Source organism: Pseudomonas sp. SDO524_S393 (assembly GCF_054071875.1).
In genome coordinates, this window is record NZ_JBSVVZ010000033.1 from 46,867 (window position 1) to 70,208 (window position 23,342).

Genomic DNA, 23,342 nt, shown 5'->3' on the forward strand with positions numbered 1-23,342 from the left:
GTACGAAAAGCCTTGATACTCGGTGATGCTGCGTTGAAAACAGGCGCAGGGTTGGTCGGAATGGGCAAACAACCGGCACGTTTCGGCAACGCCTGGGACGCAGTGGCTTTCTATCATGGCGGCACACCCCATCAGGAGCTGTGCCATGACCCAGATCACCCTCGTAACCGGCGCCAGCCGCGGCCTTGGCCGGAACACCGCACTCAGCATTGCCCGCCACGGCGGTGATGTTGTCATCACTTACCAGCGCCGCGCCGAAGACGCCCTGGCCGTGGTCGCCGAGATCCAGGCCCTGGGCCGCAAGGCCGTCGCGTTGCCCCTGGACACCGGCGATGTCAGCGGCTTTGCCGCTTTCGCCAGCGCACTGCGCAACGCCCTGCGCGACACCTGGCAGCGTGACAGTTTCGATCACCTGGTGAACAACGCCGGCCACGGCGACTACGCCTTGATCGAGCACACCACCGAAGCGCAGTTCGACGGCCTGGTGAATGTGCATCTCAAGGGCGTGTTCTTCCTCACCCAGGCCCTGCTGCCCGTGATCGCGGACGGTGGCCGTATCGTCAACCTGTCCTCGGGGCTGACCCGCGTGTCATTCGCCGGCTATGCCGCCTATGCGGCGGTCAAGGCGGCGGTCGAGGTGTTGTCGGTGTACATGGCCAAGGAGTTCGGCGCGCGCGGCATTGCGGTGAACACCGTGGCACCGGGCGCGATCGAGACCGATTTTGGCGGCGGCGCCGTGCGCGACAACCCGGAGGTGAACAAACTCTTCGCCGACATGACCGCCCTGGGCCGCGCCGGTGTGCCGGACGATATCGGCCCGATGATTGCCGGGCTGCTGTCACCCGACAACCGCTGGGTCAACGCGCAGCGCATCGAAGTGTCCGGTGGTCAGGGCATCTGAGCCCTGAAGGCATAAGCCAGCACGTTTGATTATTGGACAGGGAACGTCCTCGCCACCAATGCTGGAGCCCTTTATTCAGAGGGTGCTCCATGACCGTTCAACGCCAACTCAAGCTGGGCGCGTTCATGCGCCCAGCCAGTATTCATACCGGTGCCTGGCGCTATCCGGGCGCCTTTCGCGACGCCAATTTCAACTTCTCCCACCTCAAGCGTTTCGCACAGACCCTGGAAAAAGCCCGTTTCGACGCGTTTTTCATGGCCGACCACCTGGCCCTGCTGAATATGCCCACCGAGGCCTTGAAGCGCAGCCACACGGCGACGTCCTTCGAACCCTTCACCTTGCTGTCGGCCCTGAGCCAGGCTACCGAGCATATCGGCCTGGTGGCGACGGCTTCGACCACCTATGACGAGCCGTTTCATATCGCGCGGCGCTTTGCCTCGCTGGACCACCTGAGCAACGGCCGCGCCGGTTGGAATATCGTCACCACCGCCAACCCCGATGCGGCGCTGAACTTCGGCCTCACGGAGGCACATTCCCATGACGAGCGATATGCCCGGGCGCGGGAGTTCTACGATGTCGTCACCGGGCTCTGGGACAGCTGGGCGGATGATGCGTTTATTCGTGACGCCGAAAGCGGCGTCTACTTCGACCCCGACAAGCTGCATACCCTCGATCACCAGGGCCGCTACCTGAACGTGCGTGGCCCGCTGCATATCGCGCGGCCGGTGCAGGGCTGGCCGGTGATCGTGCAGGCGGGTTCGTCCGAGCCCGGGCGCCAGTTGGCCGCCGAAACCGCCGAAGTGATCTTCGTGGCACCCGGCACGCTGGAGGAGGGGCGCAGGTTCTACGCCGACATCAAGCAACGCATGCGCCTGATCGGGCGCCAGCCGGATCACCTGAAGATCCTGCCCGGCGCCTTTGTGGTGGTGGGTGACACGCTGGAACAAGCACGCCGTACACGCGCCCACCTTGACAGTCTGGTGCACGAGCAGAGCGCAATCGCGTCGCTGTCGGTGGCCCTGGGCACGGATGCGTCGGCATTCGATCCCGATAAGTACCTGCCCGATATCCCGCCCACCAACGGCAGCCAGAGCGCCCGCGAGCGGGTCCTGGCACTGGCCGACCGCGAACAACTGACCGTACGCCAACTGGCGCAACGCCTGGGCGGCTATGCCGGGCTTTCGTTCGTGGGCACGGCCCACAGCATCGCCGACGAGATGCAACAGTGGCTGGAGGAAGAGGGCAGCGACGGCTTCAACATCATGTTCCCGTGGTTGCCCGGCGGGCTCGATGACTTCGTCGACAAGGTGGTGCCGGAGCTACAGGCACGGGGGATTTTCCGGCGTGAATACGAGGGCACCACATTGCGTGAAAACCTCGGATTGCCACGGCCGGGGAATCGCTTCTTCCCCTGACCGTTGGCAGCTAGTACGCCAGGGGCCGGCTTACTCTTTGACGTTCATGAACTCTTCGGCCCACGCCACGTAGCTTTCCGGCAGCGTATAGGTGTGGGTCAGTTCGGTGGCGCTGAGGTTCGAGGTGGTGTGGGTGACGTTGCGCTGGGCGCGCAGGCTGTCGTAGGTCGCCTTGATCGAGGCGAAGTAGGCGCCGTGCCCGGCCACCACCACCCGCACACCCAGGTCGGCCAGGCGCTGGCTGTCGTTGAGTTTCGGGTTGCCGTAGGTCACCAGCATCAGCGGCACGGTGAGGTTGGCCGAAATCTGCTCCAGGTGATCGAAATCGGCGACACCGACCATGCAGATACCGTCGGCGCCGGCTTTTTCATAGGCTTTGGTACGTTCGATGACCGCGCTGGTGGGCAATACGCCGGCGTTGGTACGCGCGATGATCGACAGCTCAGGGTCGACCCGTGCTTCGAGCGCCGCCTTGACCTTGCCGATGCCCTCGTCGATGGAGATGAGGTCGGTGGACTTGCGGCCAAACTGCGCCGGCAGCAGCGTGTCTTCGATGGTCAGGGCCGCCACACCGGCGCGTTCCAGTTCTTCGACGGTGCGCATCACGTTCAGCGCGTTGCCGTAGCCGTGGTCGGCGTCGGCGATGAAGGGCAGTTGGGCCACGCGACCGATGCGGGTGGCCTGTTCAACGAACTCACTCAACGTGATCAGCGCGAAATCCGGTGCCGCCAGCACCTGCAACGAGGCGACGGAGCCGCCCAGGATACCGACTTCAAAACCCAGGTCGGCGGCGATGCGCGCCGACATCGGGTCGAACACCGAGGCGGTTTCGACGCACATCCGGGTGGCGAGCAATTCACGAAATTTGCGACGAAGCGCCGAGTGAGACATTTTTGACATGATCTTTCCTGGTTCTGGCCATTGTCGACGTACGATCAATGCCTGTTCATAGTTATGCAAGTCTTGGTTGCGCAAGACTACCACGCGCTAAAACCGGGGATTATGACGTTTGAGAATGGGCTATGCGCCAATCACATGGCGTGTTCCCGCGCCGCCGGCAGTCAAGCCAGGTCTTTGAGCGGTTCGGCCAGCTCCAGCACCTGCTGATGGAACCGTCGCAGCGAGGCATTGTGGCCCACGCTGATCAGGATGGTGTCCGGCAGCTGCTGCTTGAGCAATTGGTAGCAGACCGACTCGTTCGCCGCATCCAGCGCTGAACTGCTCTCATCCAGAAACAGCACCGCCGGGCGTGCCAGCAGGGCGCGCACGAAGGCACAGCGTTGTTGTTCCCCCACGCTCAGGGACTGGGCCCAGTCGCGTTCCTGATCCAATTGTTCACTCAAATGCTGCAGGCCAACAAGCGCCATGGCGTGAATCATGGCTTCATCTTCCGCAGGGCGAGGCGGGTTGGGGTACCACAGCGCTTCGCGCAGGCTGCCCAGGGGCAGGTAGGTTTTTTGCGCCAGCGTCAGCGACTGCGCCAGGTCATAGCTCGCCGTACCCCGGGCGTGGTGCCAGATGCTCGTGATCGCACGGATCAGCGTCGACTTGCCAAAACCCGAGGGCGCGCTGATCAACAGGCTGTCACCGGGCTTGAGGCTCAGGTTGAAGCCCTCCAGCAGGCGTCGGCCATTGGGCAGCCAGATGTCCAGGTTGCGGATGTGCAGGTCGCCGGTCTGTTGGCTCAGCACCACCTCGGACTTGACCTTGACGGTGTCCAGGCGCCGCTGGAAGCCGATCAAGCGGTCGATCACCGATTTCCATTCGGCCAGTTCCGGAAACACCCCCACCAGGTAGGCAATCGCCGCATGCACTTCGCCAAAGGCCGCGCTGATCTGGGTCAGGCGGCCCAGGGTAAAGGCCCCGGCAAAAAACTGCGGCGCCATCACGAACATCGGAATCACCGTGGCGCTGCGCAAGTAGAAGGTGGAGTAACCCATCATCAGCTTCTGCTTTTTCACCAGCACCCAGAAGTTCTGCAACGCCGCTTCCAGGCGCTGGTTGAAACGCTGGTTTTCCACGGCCTCGCCCCGGTACTGCGCGACCGAGTCGGCGTTTTCCCGCAAGCGCATCAGCGCAAAACGAAAGTCCGCCTCACGCCGTTGCTGCATGAAGTTCAAGTGGGGCAACGCGCGGCCCAGCCAGAACGCGAACCCGGTGCCCAGCAGGGCATAGACAATCGCCACCCAGACCAGCAAACCCGGGATGACCAGGGTATGTTCACCCACGGGGATGCTCACCAGGTCCGAGGCCTGCCACAGGATATTCAGGAACGAAAACAGCGAGACCACGGCGGTCAGCAAGCCCAGGCTCAGCTTGAGGGACTTGATGATAAACAGGTCCACGTCTTCGGCGATGCGCTGGTCGGGGTTGTCCACATCGGTTTCGGTCAGCTTGAGCTTCTGGTAGCGCTGGTCGTTCAGCCACTGGTCCAGCAGGTGCCGCGTGGACCAGCGCCGCCACAGCAACGTGAGCTTCTGCTGGAAGTGATAGGCGCCCACGGTGAATGTCGCCAGGCCGACCTGCAGCAGGATGAATTGCAGGCCGCCGAGCAGGAAACCCGGGTAATCCTTGTCCTGCAAGGCGTTATAAAAATGCAGGTTCCAGAAGTTGTTGAGGATGTTCACCCCCACCAGGCACAGGTTCATCAGCACGGTGGCCAACAGCAACAACAGGGCCGGGTACTTCTGTTCGGATGTCCAGAAAGGTCGTGCCAGGCGCCAGAAATTGCGAAGTGTATGCATGGGGGCTGAAGAAGTCCGGTCGCTTGCGACGTTGAGTTTGCAGGGGAGGGAGGATAGGATCCCCAATGCTAATCGCTTGCATTCATTAGGGAAAGTCACGGGAGACCCGTTATCGAATTTCCAGACTGGCTCCAGCAGGCCTGGCCGCCCATCCAACGGGTCATCCAGCACGAGCCGAATGATCAACCTTCCATCGTCCTCCGCCACGCCGCCGACCCCGCCGTGCTGCACCCGGTGCTGGCCGAGTTCGCGCTGCGCTATCCGGGGATCAACAAGGCGGCGGTGGCTTCGCAGTGGTCGATGAACTACATGAGCATCACCGTGCCCGCCACGCTGGCATGCCTGCTGACGCTGGACTGGGCCATTGATTTTTGGGATGACGGCAGCGTATTGCGGCTGGACGGCGGCCAACCCCTTGCCTTGCACTTTGCCAACCCGGTGCCCACGCTGGCGGTGCACGGGCGTGCCGCTTACCTGTCACGCTGGGTGCATGAGCATTTGGCGCCGCTTTTTAACACCCTGGCAGCGGCGGGCGGCCTGGCGCCGAAGATCCTCTGGGGCAATTTTGTCGCGATCTGGGACGGTGCCTTCGAACGGCTTGACCGCGACCTGCGCCGCGAAGGCTTTGCCGAGGCGCACCGCTGGCTGGAGCCGGTCACCGTAAATGACGGTCGCTTGAAGCTGCGCGGCTTGCAGCGCCAGGTGCCGTCGCCCGCGCCGGAGATCTGCGCCCAGTTGCCCTTGCGTCGGCATTGCTGCCTGCATTACCAGTTGCACGAGTTGGTGGAAGGCGAGCCGCTGGTGCTGTGCGAATCCTGCCCCAAACTGCATCGCCTGCCCGTGGCCGAGCAGGTCAGCTACCTGCATTACCTCTACGACTGAGGCTGAACCATGCCCGCCGGGCGTGTTTCGGCCACCGGTTCCACTTCGCTCAAGCGCCCATGTTCGATGCGGATCAGTCGATCCGCCAGACCAAAGTACGCATCGTCGTGGGAGATCACGATCACCAGTTTGCCGCGCTCGCGCAGGTCGGTCAGGATCCGCGTGTAGAAGAAGTGCTTGAACACCGGGTCCTGGTCCGCGGCCCATTCGTCGAACAGGTAGCAGGGGCGGTCGTCCAGGTACGCGCTGAGCAGTGCCAGGCGCTTGCGTTGCCCGGTGGACAGCGCGAGGGTGGTCAACCGCCCGTGTTCGATATGCACTTTGTGATCCAGCTGCAGGTGCACCAGGTAATCCTGGGCCTGCTGCATCAAGTGCGGATCGTCGCCGTCGAAGAGGTTTTCGAACAGGCAGAAGTCGGTGAAGATCGCCGAAAAATGCTGGCGATAATGGTGATTGTCGTCACTGGAGGACACCTGTTCGTCCAACATCACGTCGCCGCTTTCCGGGCGGTAGAGGCCGGTGAGCAATAGCGCCAGGGTGGTCTTGCCGCTGCCGTTGCCGCCGGTGATGAATACGGTTTCCCCGGCGTTGAGCGTCACATCGATGGGCCCCAGGGTGAAATGCCCGTCTTCGCGCTCGCGGTAATAGGTATGGGTGACCTGGCGGCACACCAGGCTGCGCACGTGGGTCGGCGCGAAGGTTTCGATGGCTTCATGGGCGCCTTGCATCTCGCCTTCCAATGCGCGGATCTTGTTCAGCGCCACGCTGGCCCGGCCCAGGGTCGGCAGGGCATGCATCAGTTCCGAAAGCGGGGTGATCATGTACAGAATCGCCAGGATATACCCGGTGACCAGGCTCACACTCAGCTCGATAAAGTGCGGCGCAGCAAACAACACCACGCCGATCAGCAGGTAGAACACCGCGTTGCCCCAGTTCAGCACCACGGCATAGATGCTCATGCCGCGCACGAAATCCCGGCGATACTGCTGGCTGACCGGCAGCAGCAGGCGCGCGAAGAAATGCTGGCGACGCGGGTGGTTGAGCTGCAACTCTTTACTGCCGTCAGTGAGCAGGCGGTAGTGATCGAACAGTTGGTCCTTGAGCTCCCGCGCCCGGGAAATCGAGGTCAGCGCCCGGCGCTGCGGCCAGTTGAAACTCAAGCTACCCAGCACGATCAACAACACGGTCAAGCCCAACAGCGGCAGGCTGAGCCAGCCCAGGTAGGCCAGGCACGCGACGATGATGCCGCCGTTGACCAGCAGGATCGGCACCAACTCCACCGCCTGGCTGATGGTTTGCGTATCGTCGGTCAGCATCGCCAGCAGGCGGTGCTTGCCGAGTTTCTGCAATTGCGCGTACGGCGTGTCGATCAACTTGGCGCTCAGGTGCAGGCGCATATCGTTGACAGCGGCCTGGCCCAGGCGCAGCAGGCTGATGTCGGAGATGATCCGCGACACCGCCACCAGCAGCACCAAAGCGCCAAAGTACGCGCTATCGATCGGGCGCAATTGTTCGAACACCGTGAGGCTGTGGTTGATCATGGCGATCAGACCCGCCGCCGCGAGGCCGCAGGCCAGGCCGGTCAAGGTCGCGACCGAAAGCGCGCGCCACGAGCGCCGGGCCATGAGTATCAGCAAATCCATTCAAACCGCTCCGTCTGTAGCGATGGCCGCAAGGCTCGCCACCAATTGTTGATGCACCACCGGTTGCTCGAGGATGTTCAAGTGCTGGGCCTGAACCACTTCGCGCACCAGCGGCCCGCTGCTCAGGTGTTCCCACTGCGGGTCGGCAAAGTCGGCGGCCTGCAACGTGTCGCTGGCCCACCATACGTGAACCGGGCAGCTTAGCCGCGGCGGCTGGAAACTGGCCAGCAGGCGTTGCGTGTGCTGCTCGTAGCCCAGGCGGGTGTGCAGGTGTTCCCAGCTGTCGCCATCCAGTTGCAAGCCTTGTTGTTGAGCCCACTGAGCGAGTTCCGGCAGGCGCTCGGCGGCGGGCAGGGCGTCGAGTCTGGCGGTCAATGCCGTCAGCGGCAACTGGCGCAGCGCGGCCTGGCTGTCCGCCGTCAACGCCTGGGCTGACGCCGCCAGCAGGGTTTGCGCGCTGTCCGGCGCTGCCTGGCGCTGGTATTGCGAATCGAGAATGCCGAGGAACGCCACCTGTTCGCCGTCGCGCTCCAGCTGCGCGGCCGCGCTCATTGCGAGCAACCCGCCGAGGGAAAACCCCAGCAGATGATACGGCCCGTGGGGCTGCTGGCGGCGCAAGTGCTCGACGTACAGCGCCGCCAGGCGTTCGAGGTCGCTGTCTGCCTGGGCGGCGCTGTCCGTGCCCAGGTACGCAGCCTGCAAACCCCACAGTTGCCAGTTCGGCAGATGGGGCAACAGCGCGCGGTAATCCTGCACATGGCCGGTGGAGGGGTGGAAGCAGAACAACTGAGGGCCGCTGTCGGTGCTCGACAACCGCACCAGCGGCGACAGCTGGAACTGCGCCTGTACCAGCGTCGCGAACGCCGCCACGCTGGGCGCGTTGAACACCGCGTTCACCGTGACCGGCGCCGACAACACCGTTTGCAAGCGGCTGGCCAGGCTCACCGCCGCCAGCGAATGCCCGCCGAGGGCAAAAAAATCATCGTCGATGCCCACCCGCTCCAGGCCCAGTACCTGGGCCCAGACGTCAGCCAGCAACGCTTCCAGCGGTGTGCGCGGCAAGGCACTGCCGACGCTGTCGAGGACCTTGTCGGCCCATTGCTGCAAGGTCTTGCGGTCGAGTTTGCCGTTGCCCATCAGCGGCAGCGCTTCGACGATACGCAAGCTCGGCAGCATATAGTCCGGCAAACGGTCCTGGGCCTGGCCATGCAGTTGCGCCACGCTGGGCGTTTGCCCGGGTGTCAGCGTGAGGAAGGCGAACAGTTGCTGGCCAAGCTCGCCCTTGGGGATGCATTCCACCGCCGCCTGGGCCACGCCCGGCAGGCTGGCCAGTTGCGCCTGGATCTCGTCGAGTTCCACACGAAAGCCACGCACCTTGACCTGGCGATCCGCTCGGCCACTGATTTCCAGGCTGGCGTCATGCCGGTAGCGCGCGCGGTCGCCGCTGCGGTAGAGGCGTTCGCCGTCGCGCTCGATAAACCGCTCGGTGTCCTGCTGCGCTTCCAGATAACCGCGCGCCAGTTGCGGGCCGCCGATATACAGTTCGGCGGCTTGCCCCGGCGCGACCGGTTGCAGGCTGTCGTCGAGCAGGTAAAGGCGCATGCCGTCCAGGCGGTCACTCAACGGCAGGCGACGGTAATCGCAGCTCGGCTCAAGCCGGTGCATCGCCACGCCTACGGTGGTTTCCGTCGGGCCATAGTGGTTGAACAACGTCAATGCCGGCGCACGCTGGCGCAGTTGCTGCAACAGGCGCGGCGAGCAGGTTTCGCCGCCGAGAATCAGTTGTTTGCCGGGCAGCACATCCGCTCCGGTTGTGCTGAGCAGCCAGGCGTCGAGCAACGACGGCACGATTTTCAGGTGATCGACCGGGTATTGCGCCTGCCAGGCCGCCCAGGCGTGGGCGTCCATGGCGATGTCCTTGTCCAGCAAATGCAGTTCGCCGCCGCTGAGCAGGGCCGGGAACAGCAGGGTGTAACCCAGGTCGGCTGCCAGCGAGGTGACGATGGCACTGCGTTCGCCCGGGGCCAGTTGCAGGCGTGCGGACACGCTGGACACATAACTGGCCAGTTGCGCGTGCTCCACGATCACACCTTTGGGCGAACCGGTACTGCCCGAGGTGAACAGCACATAGGCGGCGTCCTGGGGTTGAATCCCGTGCGCCACCTCAGTCATCGGCGCCTGCTGCCAAGTGGCGGTGTCGCGCAGATCCAGGCTGCCCGCATTCGCCAGCAGCGGGGCAGGGCCCGCCGCGCCGCTGAGTACGAAACGCGGCTGCGCCTGTTGCAGCATCGCCAGGGTGCGTTGCGCTGGCTGATGCACATCCAGCGGCACGAACGCCGCGCCGCTCTTGAGCACGCCGAGCATCGCCAGCACCATCGACGCCGAACGGTCCAGGTACAACGCCACCCGGTCTTCGCGACCGACGCCCTGGGCGCGCAGATAATGCGCCAGCTGATTGCTGCGCGCGTGCAGCTCGGCATAGCTCAGGTGCAGGTGCGTGTCGCGCAGTGCCAGGTGATCGGCAAAACCCGTGGCAGTCTCGTTGAAGCGCGCAGGCACGCTGACGAACCCCGGCGCGCCCGTGGTTTCACACGCGGCCAATACCTGCGCAAAACGCGGCGCATGCAGCGACAGCTCCGCCAGCGGCTTGGCCGGATGGTTCAGGGCGTCGAGCAGCAACGATTGCAGTTGCTCCAGCAGGGTTTCGGCGGCCTGCACGCTGTAGCGGTTGGCCTGATGGCACAGATCGAGGCGATAAGCGCCGTTGCCCTGGTCTTGCGCGATCAGCAGCAATTCCATGCCGGCAGGGTTCGCCTCCAGCGCGGTGATCTTGAGCGAGCCAGCCACATCAGCGGCCCACTGGAAGCCAAACGCGACGGTGTCGACGGGCGGCGAGTACTCCTGCCATTCGATGGCCTGTTCACACAGTGCCTGCAGCGTCGTCAAACGCTGGCCGAAGGTGCTTTCAGGCGCGGGCTGCCAGGGCAGGGGCAGCGCCTTGGCGAACAACCCCCAGCAGTCGGCGAGTTCCTCATAGTCGTCGCGGCAGTCATGCACCCAGTTCAGGGTCAGGCCTGGGCTGTCGGTGGCGCTCAAGCGTTGCAGCAACACGGCCCAGGCGCTCATCAGCACCTGTTCGACCGGGGCGGATTGGCGTCGCAGCGCCGCACTCAACTCAGGGGAAACGCTGGCCGAGGTGGTCAGCAACACCGCGTGCGCATCGTTGCGTACCTCGCGGTACAGCAATTCGCTGCCGGCGGACTCACCCAGGGCCAGGTCGGCCCAGAATTGTCGGCCCAGTTCAGCGTCTTCGTCGGTTTGCAGGTCGTGCACCCAGGCGCTGTACTGGGTGTAGGTCATGGCCTCGTCGTCGGGCTGCGGCGCTTGCGCCGAACCCAAGGCCCGGGCGAGGCGCAGCAGGGTGCCACGGTCGGCGGCCAGTGCCGGCAATTGCACGGTGACCTGCTGCACATCGTCCGCCAGCGCCTCTACTTCAAGGCTGATGGACGGAGCCGCCGCCACGCTTTGCAACGGCACCTGCAAGCCGGGCTGGGGCCGTGCCTGCAAACGCAACGCGTCGTGACAGTCGGTGAGTGCCGCCAGCCGTTCGCGCAGGCCTGCCAGTGCCGCCGCCCCGCGAACTTGCACGCTCAAGCGTGCCGGCGGCGCATTCGCCAGCCACTGGCTGCGCTGCTGCGGGGACAGGGCGAATGCCGCTTGCTGCTCGTATTGGCTCATGCCTGTTCCCCCACACCTTGCAGTTGTTCACGATTCATCATTTGCCCCATGGCCACGCAGATCTTGCGCTCACCCTCGAACGGGTCGCGGGCGTGGGCCACCAGCATATTGTCGAGCATCACCATGTCGCCTTTTTGCCAGGCAAAACGCACGGCGCAGGCTTCGTACGCGGCACCAATCACGTCCATCACCGCATCCTCGATGACGCTGCCGTCGCCGTAATACACGTTGCGCGGCAAGTTGCCCTCGCCAAACAGCTTGATCAGGTTGGCACGCACCTCCGGCTCCAGGCAGGCGCTGTGGTGCAACTGCACCTGGTTGAAGAACGAACGCTCGCCGGTGTCGGGGTGTTCGACGATGGCCGGGCAATACTGGGCAATCTTCAGGTTGTCGTCGCCCAGCCATTCCCAGCGCATGCCCGATTGCCGGCACTGACGCTCGACTTCCTCGCGTTGCTCGGTCTTGAAGAAGTCCTGCCAGCGCACGTCCAGTTTGTCGGTGAAGTGCCGCACATACAGCAGGCCCAGGGCCTGCAAGCGTTCGACGATGACCGGCGGCAACTGCGCCAGCACCTGGCGGCAATCGACAATCGGCGTGCAGCCGCCCTTGGGTGCCGGGATTTCGCAGAAGAACCACTGCTTGCGCGGCCATTGCGGCAGGTGCGAGCTTTCGTTGTGGAACAGGATCATGTGTTGTTCCGGGTACGGTGTGGAGTGGTAGATGTTCTTGCCTGACGTGTTTTTCGGCAGGTCGCCGTAGGTGCCGTACAGGTCCGGCTCGATGGCCTGGGCGAACTGCTCGAAAGCACTTGCGTCCGGCAGGTTGAAACCGCGGAACAACAAGCCGCCATGGGTGCGCAACTGTGCGTTGATCCAGTCCCGGGCCTGCTCGGCCCAGTGCACCGGGTCGAGGTCGGCCAACAGCGGTTCGATCACCAGTGGCAGCGGCTGCGTGTCGCTCAGGGTGCGCGTGCGCACCTGTTCATGGGCCAGCTGGCTCACGGCGGTGGCGCGGGTCTGCTTGAGTTTGCTCATCTTCGACAGTTTGCGCGCACTGCGGGCTTGCGCCTCATCCGCCACCACGGCAACCGCGGCGCTGTCGCCGTCAAGGCGCCACGCCCAGTCGTCCAGGGTCAGCTGTTGCACCAGTTGCTCGAAACCTTGTTCCAGACGGGCAACGGTCTGCGCCTGCAACACGCTGGTGCGGTACACCCAGCGCACGTTCAGGCCGGTTTCGTCTTCCTCGACAAACACCGCGAGGTCGAACTTGCTGGTTTCCTGACGCGGTTCCAGGTGCTCCACCTCCAGCCCCGACAACGTGGCCGTGCCTTGTGGTGTGTTCTGCATCACGAACAACACCTGCACCAGCGGGTTGACCCCCGGTGTGCGCGGCGGTTGCAGGGCTTCCACCAGCTTGTCGAACGGCACTTGTTGGTGCTGGAAGGCGGCCAGGCAGTCGTCCCGCAGGCGTTGCAGGCGGCTGTCGAAGCTGTCGGACTCACTCAAGCGCGCACGGATCGGCAACACGTTGACGAAGAACCCGATGAGGTTTTCCAGCGCCGGGTGTTCGCGGTTGGCGAGGTCGGTGCCGACGATAAAGTCGTGGCTGCCGGTGGCCCGCTGCAGCAGGCTGTTGAACGCATTGAGCAGCACCATGAACAGCGTCGCCCGGTGCTGCTGGGCGTAAGCCTTGAGCACGTGGGTGTGGGCCGGGCTGAAGTGTTGCGTCAACACCGCGCCTTGATAGTCCGGCTGTGTCGGGCGCGGAGCGTCCAGCGGCAACGGGATCAAGGTGGGCGCGCCATCGAGCTGGCGGCGCCAGTAATCGATGGCGCGCGCCAGTTGGCGTTGTTGCGCTTCGCTGCGTTGCCAGTGGGCGTAGTCGGCGAATTGGATCGGCAGCGCCGTATACACCGGTGTCGAGCCGCTGGAATAGGCCTGGTAACCGGTGATCAGCTCCTGGATCAGAATGCCCATGGACCAGGCATCGGTGGCGATGTGGTGCAGCACCAGTTGCAGCACATGGTCGTCCTCACCCACGCGCAGCAATTGCGCGCGCAGCATCGGCGCCTGTTGCAGGTCGAACGGCAGCGCCGCCTGTTGGTCGATCGCCGCTTGTAGCGCCTGGGGCTCGATGTGGCGAGGCGTCAGGTCCAGCGGTGTCGCTTCATGGATCACCTGGCAAGGTTGATCCCCCTTGAGCTGGAAGCCGGTACGCAGTGATTCGTGACGCTCCAGCACGCGTTGCAGCGCGTTTTGCAGCGCCGCAATATCCAGCGCGCCACGCAGGCGCACCACGCTGGACATGTTGTACGCCGCGCTCGGGCCTTCGAAACGGTCGAGGAACCACAGGCGTTGCTGGCTGTAGGACAGCGGCAGGGTCTGGTTGCGCGGTACCGGCAGAATCTCGCTGTCGTCCAGCTCCCGGGCGTGCTGATCGACCGTCTGTGCCAACTGCTCCAGGGTGCCGCCCTCGAACAGCGTGCGCAGCGGCAGGTGCACGTTCAGGCGCCGGCGGATGCGCGACAGCACCTGGGTGGCCAGCAATGAATGGCCGCCAATGGCAAAAAAGTCGTCATGCACGCTGACCTGATCGACGCCGAGGATTTCTTGCCAAAGCGCGGCCAGCACCTGCTCGGTCGGTGTGCGCGGTGCCACCGACACGCCTTCGGCCGGCTCGGCGTGGGCCACGTCCAGGGCGGCGAGGGCACGGCGGTCGACCTTGCCGTTGGGGCTCAGCGGCAACTGCGCCAGGCTGATCCAGCGCGCCGGCACCATATACGCCGCCAGTTGCCCGGCCAGATGCGCGGTCAACGCCTGTTGCGCTGTTTGCCCGCCCAGCCCGGCGCTGGCATCGAGTACGTACCAGGCCACCAGTTGCAGCGCGCCTCGGCTGTCGGGCAGCGCCAACACGGCCGCGCTGTCCACCGCCGGGTGCTGCATCAGACGGTTTTCGATCTCGCCCAATTCGATGCGATGGCCGCGAATCTTCACTTGCTGGTCACGGCGACCCAGGTATTCGATCACGCCATCGGCGCGCAGACGGCCAATGTCGCCACTGCGGTACAGACGCGCGCCAGGCTCGAACGGGTGCGTTACAAAGGCTTCGCGGGTGCGCTGCGGATCGCGCAGGTAGCCACGGCCTACGCCGACGCCGCCGATGCACAGCTCGCCCGGTACGCCGATGGGCACCATGCGCAGGTCGGCATCCAGGACAAACACCTGATTGTTCGCGGTCGGGCGGCCAATCGGCATGTGCAGGCAGTCATCGCCCGGTGCGGTAGTGATCGGGTAGAACGCCACGTCGTCCGAGCATTCCGCCGGACCATAGGCGTTCATCAGCGGGATCGCCGGGAAACGCGCGAACCAGTCCTGGGCCAACGCCGGTGGCAGCGCTTCGCCGGTCGGCAGCAGCCAGCGCAGGTGCGTCAGGCGGTGTTCCGGGCGTGCTTCCTGGAGCATGCCGCGAATCAGCGCCGGCACGGTTTCCAGCAAGGTCAGTTGCAGGTCTTGCACAGCATCGAGCAGCGCCACCGGGTCGTGGGCCTGAGCGTCCGGCAGGATCTGCACGGTCGCGCCCACCAGCGGCGCGGCGAGGAACTGCCATACGCAGATATCGAAGGCCGGCGAAGCGGTCTGGGCGATCCGGTCGTGTTCGCCCAGGCCCAGGGCCGGCACCTTGCCGAAGATGTTATTGAGCATGCCGCGTTGTTCCACCATCACGCCCTTGGGGGTGCCGGTGGAGCCGGAGGTGAAAATCACATAAGCCAGTTGGTCAGGCGTGTGCGCGTACTGCACCGCCGGCTTGGCCTCGCCTTGCCACAGCGTCTGCGCGACCAGGCAGGTGGGTTGCTTGAGGGTTTTCGGCAGTACGTCGTCCAGCACGCCGGTGGCGTGTTCGCACACCAGCAGCAGCGGGGCTTCACCCAGGTCGAGCAATTCGGCCAGGCGCTTCGCCGGCTGCTGGATGTCCTGGGCCTGGAACGCCGCGCCAGCCTTGAGTGTGCCGATCATCAGCGTGAGCAATTCAAGGCCGCGTGCGGCGAACAGCGCCACCAGGGTCTCAGGCCCGGCGCCTGCCGCTTGCAAGGCGTGGGCGACGGCATTGGCGCGCCGATCCAGCTCGGCGTAGGTCAACGACTGCTGCTGATCAACCGCTGCGACTTGCTCAGGTCGGCGGCGCACCTGTTCGGCAAACAACGCGGCGTAGCCTTCGTTCAATGGGAAATCGACCGCGCTGTGGTTCCAGTCCACCTGCAATTGCTGGCGTTCGGCAGCCGGTAGCATGGCCAGGCTGGCCAAGGTGGCCTCCGGCGCGTCGAGCATGCTGGAGAGCAACTGCGTCAGGTGACCGAGCATGCGCTCCACCGTGTCGGTACTGAACCGCTGGTTGTCGTAGGACAGGCGAATGCCCAGGCGGTCGCCGGGGTACAGCACTACCGTCATCGGGAAGTTGGTGTGTACGCGGTCTTCGTAGATATCGATGCTGAAGGCGTCCAGTTGCACGCTGCTGATGTCCAGCGGGGCGTTTTCGAACACCACCAGGCTGTCGAACAGCTGCTGGCCGCGCGGCACTTGGCTGCTGCGCTGGATATCCACCAGCGAGGCGCTTTCGTGCTCGCGCAGGCGGGCGTTGTGGGACAACAACGCTTGCAGCCAGTCCGCCACCCGGGCCTCGGGGTCCACATCGACGCGCAGCGGCAAGCTGTTGATGAACAGCCCGACCATTTCTTCGACACCCGCCAGGTCGGTGGGGCGACCGGCCACTGTCACGCCGAACAGCACGTCGCGCTGGCCGCTGTAGCGCGACAACAACAGAGCCCAGGCGCCCTGGATCCAGGTGTTGGGTGTCAGTTGGTAGTGTTGGCACAGCTGCTGTAGCCGCTGGGTCTGGCTGATGCTCAAGGTACGGTCGACATCACCCACTGCTTCCGGCGCTTGCTCTGGACGGGCGAGGGCGCTGTCCACGTGCAACGGGGTTGGCTCGCTGAAGCCTTGCAGCTCGGTTTGCCAGAAAGCCAGTGCGGCGGCCTGATCCTGGCGTTCCAGCCAGCTCATGTAGCCACGGAACGAGCGCAGGCGCGGACGTGCCACCGGCTCCTGGCGTACCTGGGCCTGATAAATCGCCAGCAGGTCTTCCATCAACAGGCCGAAGCACCAGGCATCGGTGAGGATATGGTGGAAGCTGCGCACCACGGCGAAACGGCGGTCGTCGAGCTGGAACACCCGCAGGTGGGTCAGTGGCGCGCTGGCCATGTCGAAGCCCTGCACGCGCTGGGCTTCCAGGGCCTGGTCCATCGCCGCATGCTGCGCAGCGTCATCCAGGTGACGCAGGTCCTGCCAGTCGAAGGCCGCCGGGGTGTTGCGGTACACGCATTGCAACGGCGCGTGATCGTCCTGCCACCAGAATGCGGTGCGCATCATCGGGTGCCGTTCGAGGAACAGCTGCCACGCGGCTTCCATGGCCGGGCGCTGCAACGCGCCGTCCCAGCTGTAGCGTTGCTGCATCAGGTAGATGCCGCTGTGGGGTTGCAGCAAGGTGTGCAGCAACATGCCCTGTTGCATGGAGGAGAGTGGGTAGACATCTTCCAGGTTCGCCCAGTCCAGCGGCTCGCTCGCCAGGCTCGCGGCCTGGGCGTGACACAGCGGGAAGGCTTCGCTGGCCGGACGCAGGTCGGTCTCCTTGAGCAAGGTCGCCAGCGCGCTCAGGCGTTCGATCAATTGCGGCGCCCACTCGCGCGCCAGTGCACCTTCGCAACGCAGGTGCAATTGGCCGTTCTGCCAGTGGGCGTCGAGGCGCAAGGCATGGGCAGAAGGCGTAGGGGCATTGGCGGCGGTCACCGCGCCGAGCAGGCCGCGCGACTCACGATGGCTGTCGAAGTCGCCGCGCCAGTGAATGGCAATCGGCGCCGCTGGCAGGTCGCGCAACGGCTCCTGCAAATAGGTGTTGTCCGACAGGTAGCGCAAGGCCGCGTAATCCGCGCCGTGCTGCGGGTAGGCGCGCAACTGCGCGGTGATCGCCTGCAAGCGTTGCAGCGCGGTGGCGCCGCCGGTCTGCAGAAACACCGGCACGGCCAGGTCCAGGGCACCGAGGATGCGCTGCGGTTCGAGGTCGGCCAGCACGATAGGCGCATTGACCGGCAGGCGCTCCGCCACCGGGCGTGCGGCGTGCAGGTCCAGGGCGAGCAGGCCGTCGCCCGCGACAGCGCGGCATTGTTCGGCCACGGCGGTGGCCAACAAGCTGTTCCAGTCCAGGTGCAGGCGTTCGGCCAGGCGTTTGAGCTCGCCTGAGAGGTCGGCGCTCAAACGTTGCTCGACCACCTGGCTCGGCTGCGGGCTGTGGGGCAGTTGCAGGGTGTCCATGCCGGCGTATTGCAGCCAGTGTTCCCAGGCGTCATCCAGCGCATCGCCTTCGGCATGGGCTTGTTGATGGCGGACCCACGGCGTGAAATTGCCGCCAGCGTAAGACAGCCGCACCGGTCGCTGGTACAGCAGTTGCCCCAGCGCCAGGTTGAGGTCGCTGAGCAGCAACGGCCACGAGGCTTCATCCAGGCACAACGGCGACGCGGCGAGCAACACACAGTGCTGGCCGTCAGCACTCAGCAGGCTGGCATGCAGGGTTTGCCCGGCGGTCGGGTCCAGGCTGTCGACACCGGCCTGGGCCAGTGCCTGCAATTGTTCCGGCACGTAGCTGCCCTGGCTGATCGACGCGGCTTTGGGTGCCACCAGCACGCGCTGCTGCCCATCGCCGTCGAGGGCCAGACGCAATGCCTGATGCTGTTGTTGCAGGGCCGCGAGGGCCTGGCCGAGCAGTTCGCGGTCAAGGGCCTGGGGCAGGGCTACGCAGCGCCAGGTGGCCGCCAGGGCGTTTTGCTCCAGGCGCGCACGCTGGCCGGCGGCCAACGGCAAGGCGTAGCCGTCGGCCCGTTGTTCGGCCACCGAATGGCTGGCATCGGCGCCCAGTACGCGGGCGATGTCGGCGATGGTGCGGTTTTCGAACAACTGGCGCGGGGTGAGCTTGAGCCCTTGCTGATTGGCCCGGGCGATGATCTGCAAGTTCAGGATCGAGTCGCCGCCAATGGCGAAGAAGTTGTCGTGCACGCCCACCTGTTCGCGCTGGAGCACGTCCTGCCAGATCGTCGCCAGCAGGCTTTCGACGTCGTTGCGCGGCGCCACGTGGGTGGCGCTGTCGTCGTTCGCCTTGTGCGGCAGCGGCAGGCGCTGGACGTCCAGCTTGCCGTTGCGGGTCAGGGGCAGTTCATCCAGGGTGATGAAGTGCGCCGGCACCATGTAATCCGGCACGCGGGTGCCGAGGTCGTTACGCAGTTTGACCGGCGACAGCGACTGGCTAGCCACCAGCCAGGCCACCAGGCGCAGGCTGCCGTCCAGTTCGACGGCGCGCACCACGGCCTGTTCGATCAACGGCGACAGGCGCTTGATCTGCGCTTCGACTTCGCCCAGTTCCAGGCGATTGCCACGAATCTTCACCTGGCTGTCGACCCGGCCCAGGAACGCCAATTGGCCGTCTACCAGCCAGCGTACGCGGTCACCGGTGCGGTACCAGCGTTGACCCTCATCGTCGTTGTGGAAGCGTTCGGTGGTGAGGTCGTCACGGTGCAGGTAACCCCGCGCCAGTGCGCCGCTGATCAGCAGTTCGCCGCTGATCCCGCTGGCCACGTCCTGGCCCCGGGCATCCACCACCCGCAGGCGTCGGTTCGGCAGCGGGCGACCCAGGGCAATGCTGCGCTGGCCGGGGCTGAGTGCGGTGGCAATCGCGCCGACCGTCGCTTCGCTCGGGCCATAGTGGTTGAACACCCGCAGCTGCGGCGCCAGGCCGTTGACCTGGGCCAGCAGCGCCGGGCTCAGGGCATCACCGCCGAATACCAGCAGCGCCTTGGGCAACAAGCGCGCATCGGGCAGCGCCTGCAACAGGCCGCTGAGGTGGCTCGGGGTGATTTTCAGCACGTCCACCGGATGCTGGCTGAACAGCTCGGCCAGGGCCAACGGGCTGAAGCCGCTGTCGTCATCCACCAGCAACAGGCTGCCGCCGCTGCACAGGGCGCCGAACAATTGGGTATGACCGAGGTCCGCCGCCACGCTCGACAGCAGACCGTAGCGTGCACCCGCCGGTGGGTTGAGCACGGCGTGCACCGCCGTCAGATAGTCGACGATGGCGCGGTGTTCCACCACCACGCCTTTAGGCGTGCCGGTGGAGCCGGAGGTGTAGATCACGTAGGCCGCTGCGTCCGCACGGTGGACGACAGCCGGCGCGGTGTCCGCCAATGCGGCGATGGCCTCGGCCTGCTCGGCCAGGCACAGCAGCGGCGTGTGGGCGGCCAGGCCGTTCAACAACGGCGATGGGGCCGCACCGATCAGCAGTGCCGCGCGGCTGTCTTGCAGCACATCGGCCAGGCGCCCAGCGGGTTGCTTCAAGTCCAGCGGCAGATACGCCGCGCCGGCCTTGAGGGTGGCAAGCAGCGCGATTACGAAATCGTTGCTGCGCTCCAGTGCCAGCGCCACCAGGCTATCGCTGCCGATGCCCTGTGCCCGCAGATATTGGCTGAGGCGGTTGGCGCGTTGATCCAGCTCGCGGTAACTCAAGGCGCCGAGGCGGTCACGGACCGCCAATTGACCGGGGTTGGCCGCCACCTGCTGTTCGAAGCGCTCGTGCAGGCAGGCGTCGGGCACCGCCAACGATGCGCCACGCCCGAGGTTGTGCACGTGTTGACGTTCTTCAGCGCTCAACCAGTCGAGCTCAGCCACGCGGCAATTCGGCTGTGCCGCCATCGCCAGCAAGACGGCGCGTAATTGCCGGGAAAGCTGCGCGATTTCGGCGTCGCTGAAGCGGCTGCGGTTGTAGCTGAACAGATAGTGCAACTGTTCGCCCGGCACCACGATCAGTGACAGCGGGAAGTGGTTGCGGCCCTGGGTCAGGGTCAGCCCGTCGCTGGCCGGGTCGCGATTCGGATCAGCAAAGCTCAGGCCGCCGGCGTCCTGGTTGAGGGCGTCGGTGACCGGGAAGTTTTCGAATACCAGGATCGAGTCGAACAGCGCGCGTTCGGCGGCGATCTTGCTCATCGACTTGAGCTTGCCCAGCGGCAGGTAGGCGTGGTGGCGCAGGTCGCTGTTGGCCTGTTGCAACTGCTGCAACCAGTCCACCAGCGTCGGGCCTTCGCTCCACTGCACGCGCAAGGGCAGGGTGTTGATGAACAGACCCACGGTGCTGTCGATGGCCGCCAGGTTTTCCGGACGACCGGCCACGGTCACGCCGTAGATCACGTCGTCACGCCCGGCATGCTGGCCCAGCAGCAGTGCCCACGCGCCCTGGATCAGGGTGTTGAGGGTCAGGTTGTGGCGGCGCGCAAATTGCGACAGCTGTTCGGTTTCGGCCACTTCCAGGCGGTGTTCCCGCTCGGCGCAGGGGGCGTCGGTCGGTGTACTCAGGCGCAGGCCGAAGTCGGGCAGGGGCGTGGGTTCGCTGACATCCTGCAACTGCTCGCGCCAGAAACCTTCGGTGGCGGCCATGTCCTGCTCGGCGAGCCAGGCGATGTAGTCACGGTAGGCGCGGGTCGGCGGCAGGTTGGCCGGGCGCCCGTGGGCCTGCTCGTAGTAGAGCGCGAGCCATTCCTGGATCGCGATGCCGACGCTCCAGCCATCCATGATGATGTGATGGAAGGTCCAGATCAGGTGCCAGCGCTGCGGTTCCAGGCGCACCAGGGCCAGGCGCATCAGCGGTGCGTCATTAAGCTCCAGCGGTTGTGCGCGCTGCTCCAGCGCCAGGTGTTGCAGGGCGGCGCGGGTGTCGGCCTGGCCTTGCCAGTCCAGTTCGGTCAAGGGCAGGTCGAGATCGCTTTGCACCACCTGGTAGGCGTCGTCGAGGTCTTCCCACAGAAATGCGCTGCGCAGCACGGCGTGGCGCTGCATCAGCGCCTGCCAGGCCGCGCGGAACGCGGCCAAATCCAGCGGGCCGTTCATTTCCAGGCTCAGTTGCTGGTAGTACACCCGCGAATCCGGCTCGACCACCGTATGAAACAGCAAACCGTGCTGGGTCGGCGAAAGGGAGTAGATGTCTTCAATGTTGTTCATGCTTTGGCGATCCATTTCAAATGCTTGGGGAAACCGCTGCGCAGCGCAGCGGTTTCAGGAAGTCGGTTTGCTCTTGAGCTTGCCCAGCAACGTGTCCAGGGACTTTTGATTCAGCGCCTTGGCCAGCGGGAAATCGGACGGCATCAGGGCGCCGGCCTGCGGGTCCAGGCAGTGTTCGAGCAGCGCCTGCAAATGCTCCAGCAGGCGCGCGGGCAGGTGACGGTCGGTGTCCGCACTGACCGTATGCCACTGCACCCGCAGCACGCCGTCTTCCAGCCAGGCCACCACTTCACGGGCATGGCTCACGCGGTTGGCCGGCGAGACCTCCGGCGGCGCTGCCAGCGTGCTGGCGCGCAACCAGCCCTGGGGGGCCTGCTCGTGGCCGAGGTAGTTGAACAACACGTCACCACCGCCAGCCGGCAATTCGCCGCGCAGGCGCAGCAAACCGTAGCCGAGCCCCTGGCCCGGTACGCCGCGCAAGGCTTCCTTGGCCTGGCGCACCCAATCACCGACGCTGCCGCTGGCACTCACGCGCAACGGGAACAGGGTGGTGAACCAGCCCACGGTGCGGCTCACGTCCAGGCCTTCGAACAGCGCATCACGGCCATGGCGTTCCAGGTCGACCACGATGTCGCTGCGCCGCTCGACTTCAGCCAGGGTGGCGACCAGTGCCGCTATCAGCAGCTCTTCGGGCTGGGTGCGATAGGCTGTATGGGCTTCGGTCAGCCATTGGTGTGTGCGAGTGGCGTCCCACTGGGTTGTCAGGGTCTGGCGTTCGGCGACGCTGGCCTGTGGCAGTGGCCGGTTGGCGTGCTGCGCCGCCCAGTAAGGCCGTTCGGCGCTGACCTTGGCCCCCTGGGCGTGCAACTGCTCGGCCCAGTGCCGGTACGCGGTGGTTTTGGCCGGCAAGGTGGCCGGGGTGCCCTGTTGCAGCGCGTCATACAGGCGCTGGAAGTCTTCCAGCAAGGGTGTCCAGGACACCGCATCCACCACCAGGTGATGGGCCACCAGGTACAGGCGCTGCGGCTCGCCGTCCAGCAGCGCGGCGGCGAACAGCGGGCCGTGTTGCAGGTCCAGGCCCTGCGCAACCTGATGCAACTGCTCAGGCTCGGTGACGAGCGTCAATGCCGCCGGCATCGACGGTGCGATGTGGGCCTGCCACTGCCCATCGACCTGGCTGAAACGCAGGCGCAGTGCATCATGGTGGGCCACCAGGCGGTCCAGTGCCGCCTGCACCAGCGCCGGTTGCAAGGCACGGTCGCTGTCGGCCAGCACGGCCTGGTTCCAGTACGCGGCCTGGGGTTGCTGTTGGTCGAAGAACCACTGGTGCAGCGGCATCAACGGCATCGCACCGGTCACTTCGCCTTGCTCGGCCACCGTCAGCAGCGGCTGGGTGACCAGGGCCAGCGCCGCCGGGGTCTGGGCGCGGAACAGGTCTTTGGGCGTCAGTGCGTAACCCTGTTCACGCAGTTGTGCGATCAGTTTCAAGCCGAGGATCGAGTCGCCGCCCAGGGCGAAGAAACTGTCGCGGGTGCCCACGGCACGGCCGCCGGTGAGGCTGTCGCCGAGCAGTTCGCCGATCAAGCGGCAGATCAGGCTTTCCAGCGCGTTGCGCGGTGCGACCAGCACCTCTTGGGGCTGGGGCAATGGCCACGCCGCCAGGGCCTTGCGGTCGAGCTTGCCGTTGGTGGTCAACGGCAGGCTCGGCACCTCGATCCAGACCACCGGGACCATATAGGCCGGCAGTTCGGCGCTGAGCGGCGCACCGAGGTCGGCCTGAACGGTCTGGCTGCTGTAGAACGCCACCAGGCGGTTGTCGAGCACCAGCGTGCAGGCGCCGGTAATGCCCGGCTGGGCCAACAGAACGGCGTCGATTTCTCCCAGCTCGATACGTTGCCCACGCAGCTTGACCTGATGGTCGAGGCGCCCCAGGT

Annotated in this window: 9 protein-coding genes; 3 read left to right on the forward strand and 6 right to left on the reverse strand. The window is 65.3% G+C overall.

Features of this window, described 5'->3' with window-relative positions:
- Positions 1-145: 145 nt before the first annotated feature.
- Both ACW9IB_RS16255 and ACW9IB_RS16260 read left to right on the forward strand, forming a co-directional pair.
- Positions 146-901 carry an SDR family NAD(P)-dependent oxidoreductase gene (locus tag ACW9IB_RS16255; RefSeq protein WP_457368791.1) on the forward strand — a complete coding sequence of 252 codons (756 nt, stop codon included), beginning with the start codon at positions 146-148 and terminating at the stop codon, positions 899-901.
- Between the two features lie 89 nt (positions 902-990).
- Positions 991-2,316 carry an LLM class flavin-dependent oxidoreductase gene (locus ACW9IB_RS16260; RefSeq protein WP_457414454.1) on the forward strand — a complete coding sequence of 442 codons (1,326 nt, stop codon included), beginning with the start codon at positions 991-993 and terminating at the stop codon, positions 2,314-2,316.
- Positions 2,317-2,346: 30 nt separating this feature from the next.
- Here the strand turns inward: ACW9IB_RS16260 and ACW9IB_RS16265 are convergent, their stop codons facing one another.
- Together ACW9IB_RS16265 and ACW9IB_RS16270 are read right to left on the reverse strand one after the other, a co-directional pair.
- Complete coding sequence (locus tag ACW9IB_RS16265; protein ID WP_457368793.1) at positions 2,347-3,216, reverse strand: isocitrate lyase/PEP mutase family protein; 870 nt, start codon at positions 3,214-3,216, stop codon at positions 2,347-2,349.
- Positions 3,217-3,377: 161 nt separating this feature from the next.
- Entirely contained in the window at positions 3,378-5,060 is a 1,683-nt protein-coding gene (locus tag ACW9IB_RS16270) for an ABC transporter ATP-binding protein/permease (protein WP_457414456.1), read from the reverse strand.
- Between the two features lie 225 nt (positions 5,061-5,285).
- Here ACW9IB_RS16270 and fhuF point away from each other — a divergent pair, with 225 nt between their 5' ends.
- Positions 5,286-5,942: a siderophore-iron reductase FhuF gene (gene fhuF / locus ACW9IB_RS16275; RefSeq protein ID WP_457414462.1), complete on the forward strand. Its 657-nt coding sequence runs from the start codon at positions 5,286-5,288 to the stop codon at positions 5,940-5,942.
- Here fhuF and ACW9IB_RS16280 read toward each other — a convergent pair.
- From ACW9IB_RS16280 to ACW9IB_RS16295, 4 genes are all read right to left on the reverse strand, one after another.
- The gene (locus ACW9IB_RS16280; protein WP_457414457.1) at positions 5,933-7,585 is read right to left on the reverse strand and encodes a cyclic peptide export ABC transporter; all 1,653 of its coding nucleotides are present in this window, start codon (positions 7,583-7,585) and stop codon (positions 5,933-5,935) included. The genes fhuF and ACW9IB_RS16280 overlap by 10 nt on opposite strands.
- Positions 7,586-11,323 (reverse strand): non-ribosomal peptide synthetase, encoded by a 3,738-nt coding sequence (locus ACW9IB_RS16285; RefSeq protein ID WP_457414458.1) that lies wholly within the window; start codon positions 11,321-11,323, stop codon positions 7,586-7,588.
- Complete coding sequence (locus ACW9IB_RS16290) at positions 11,320-21,408, reverse strand: amino acid adenylation domain-containing protein (protein ID WP_457414459.1); 10,089 nt, start codon at positions 21,406-21,408, stop codon at positions 11,320-11,322. Before ACW9IB_RS16290 ends, ACW9IB_RS16285 begins: the two co-directional genes overlap by 4 nt.
- A gap of 54 nt (positions 21,409-21,462) precedes the next feature.
- On the reverse strand, positions 21,463-23,342 hold a 1,880-nt coding region (locus ACW9IB_RS16295; RefSeq protein ID WP_457414460.1), incomplete at its 5' end, for a condensation domain-containing protein.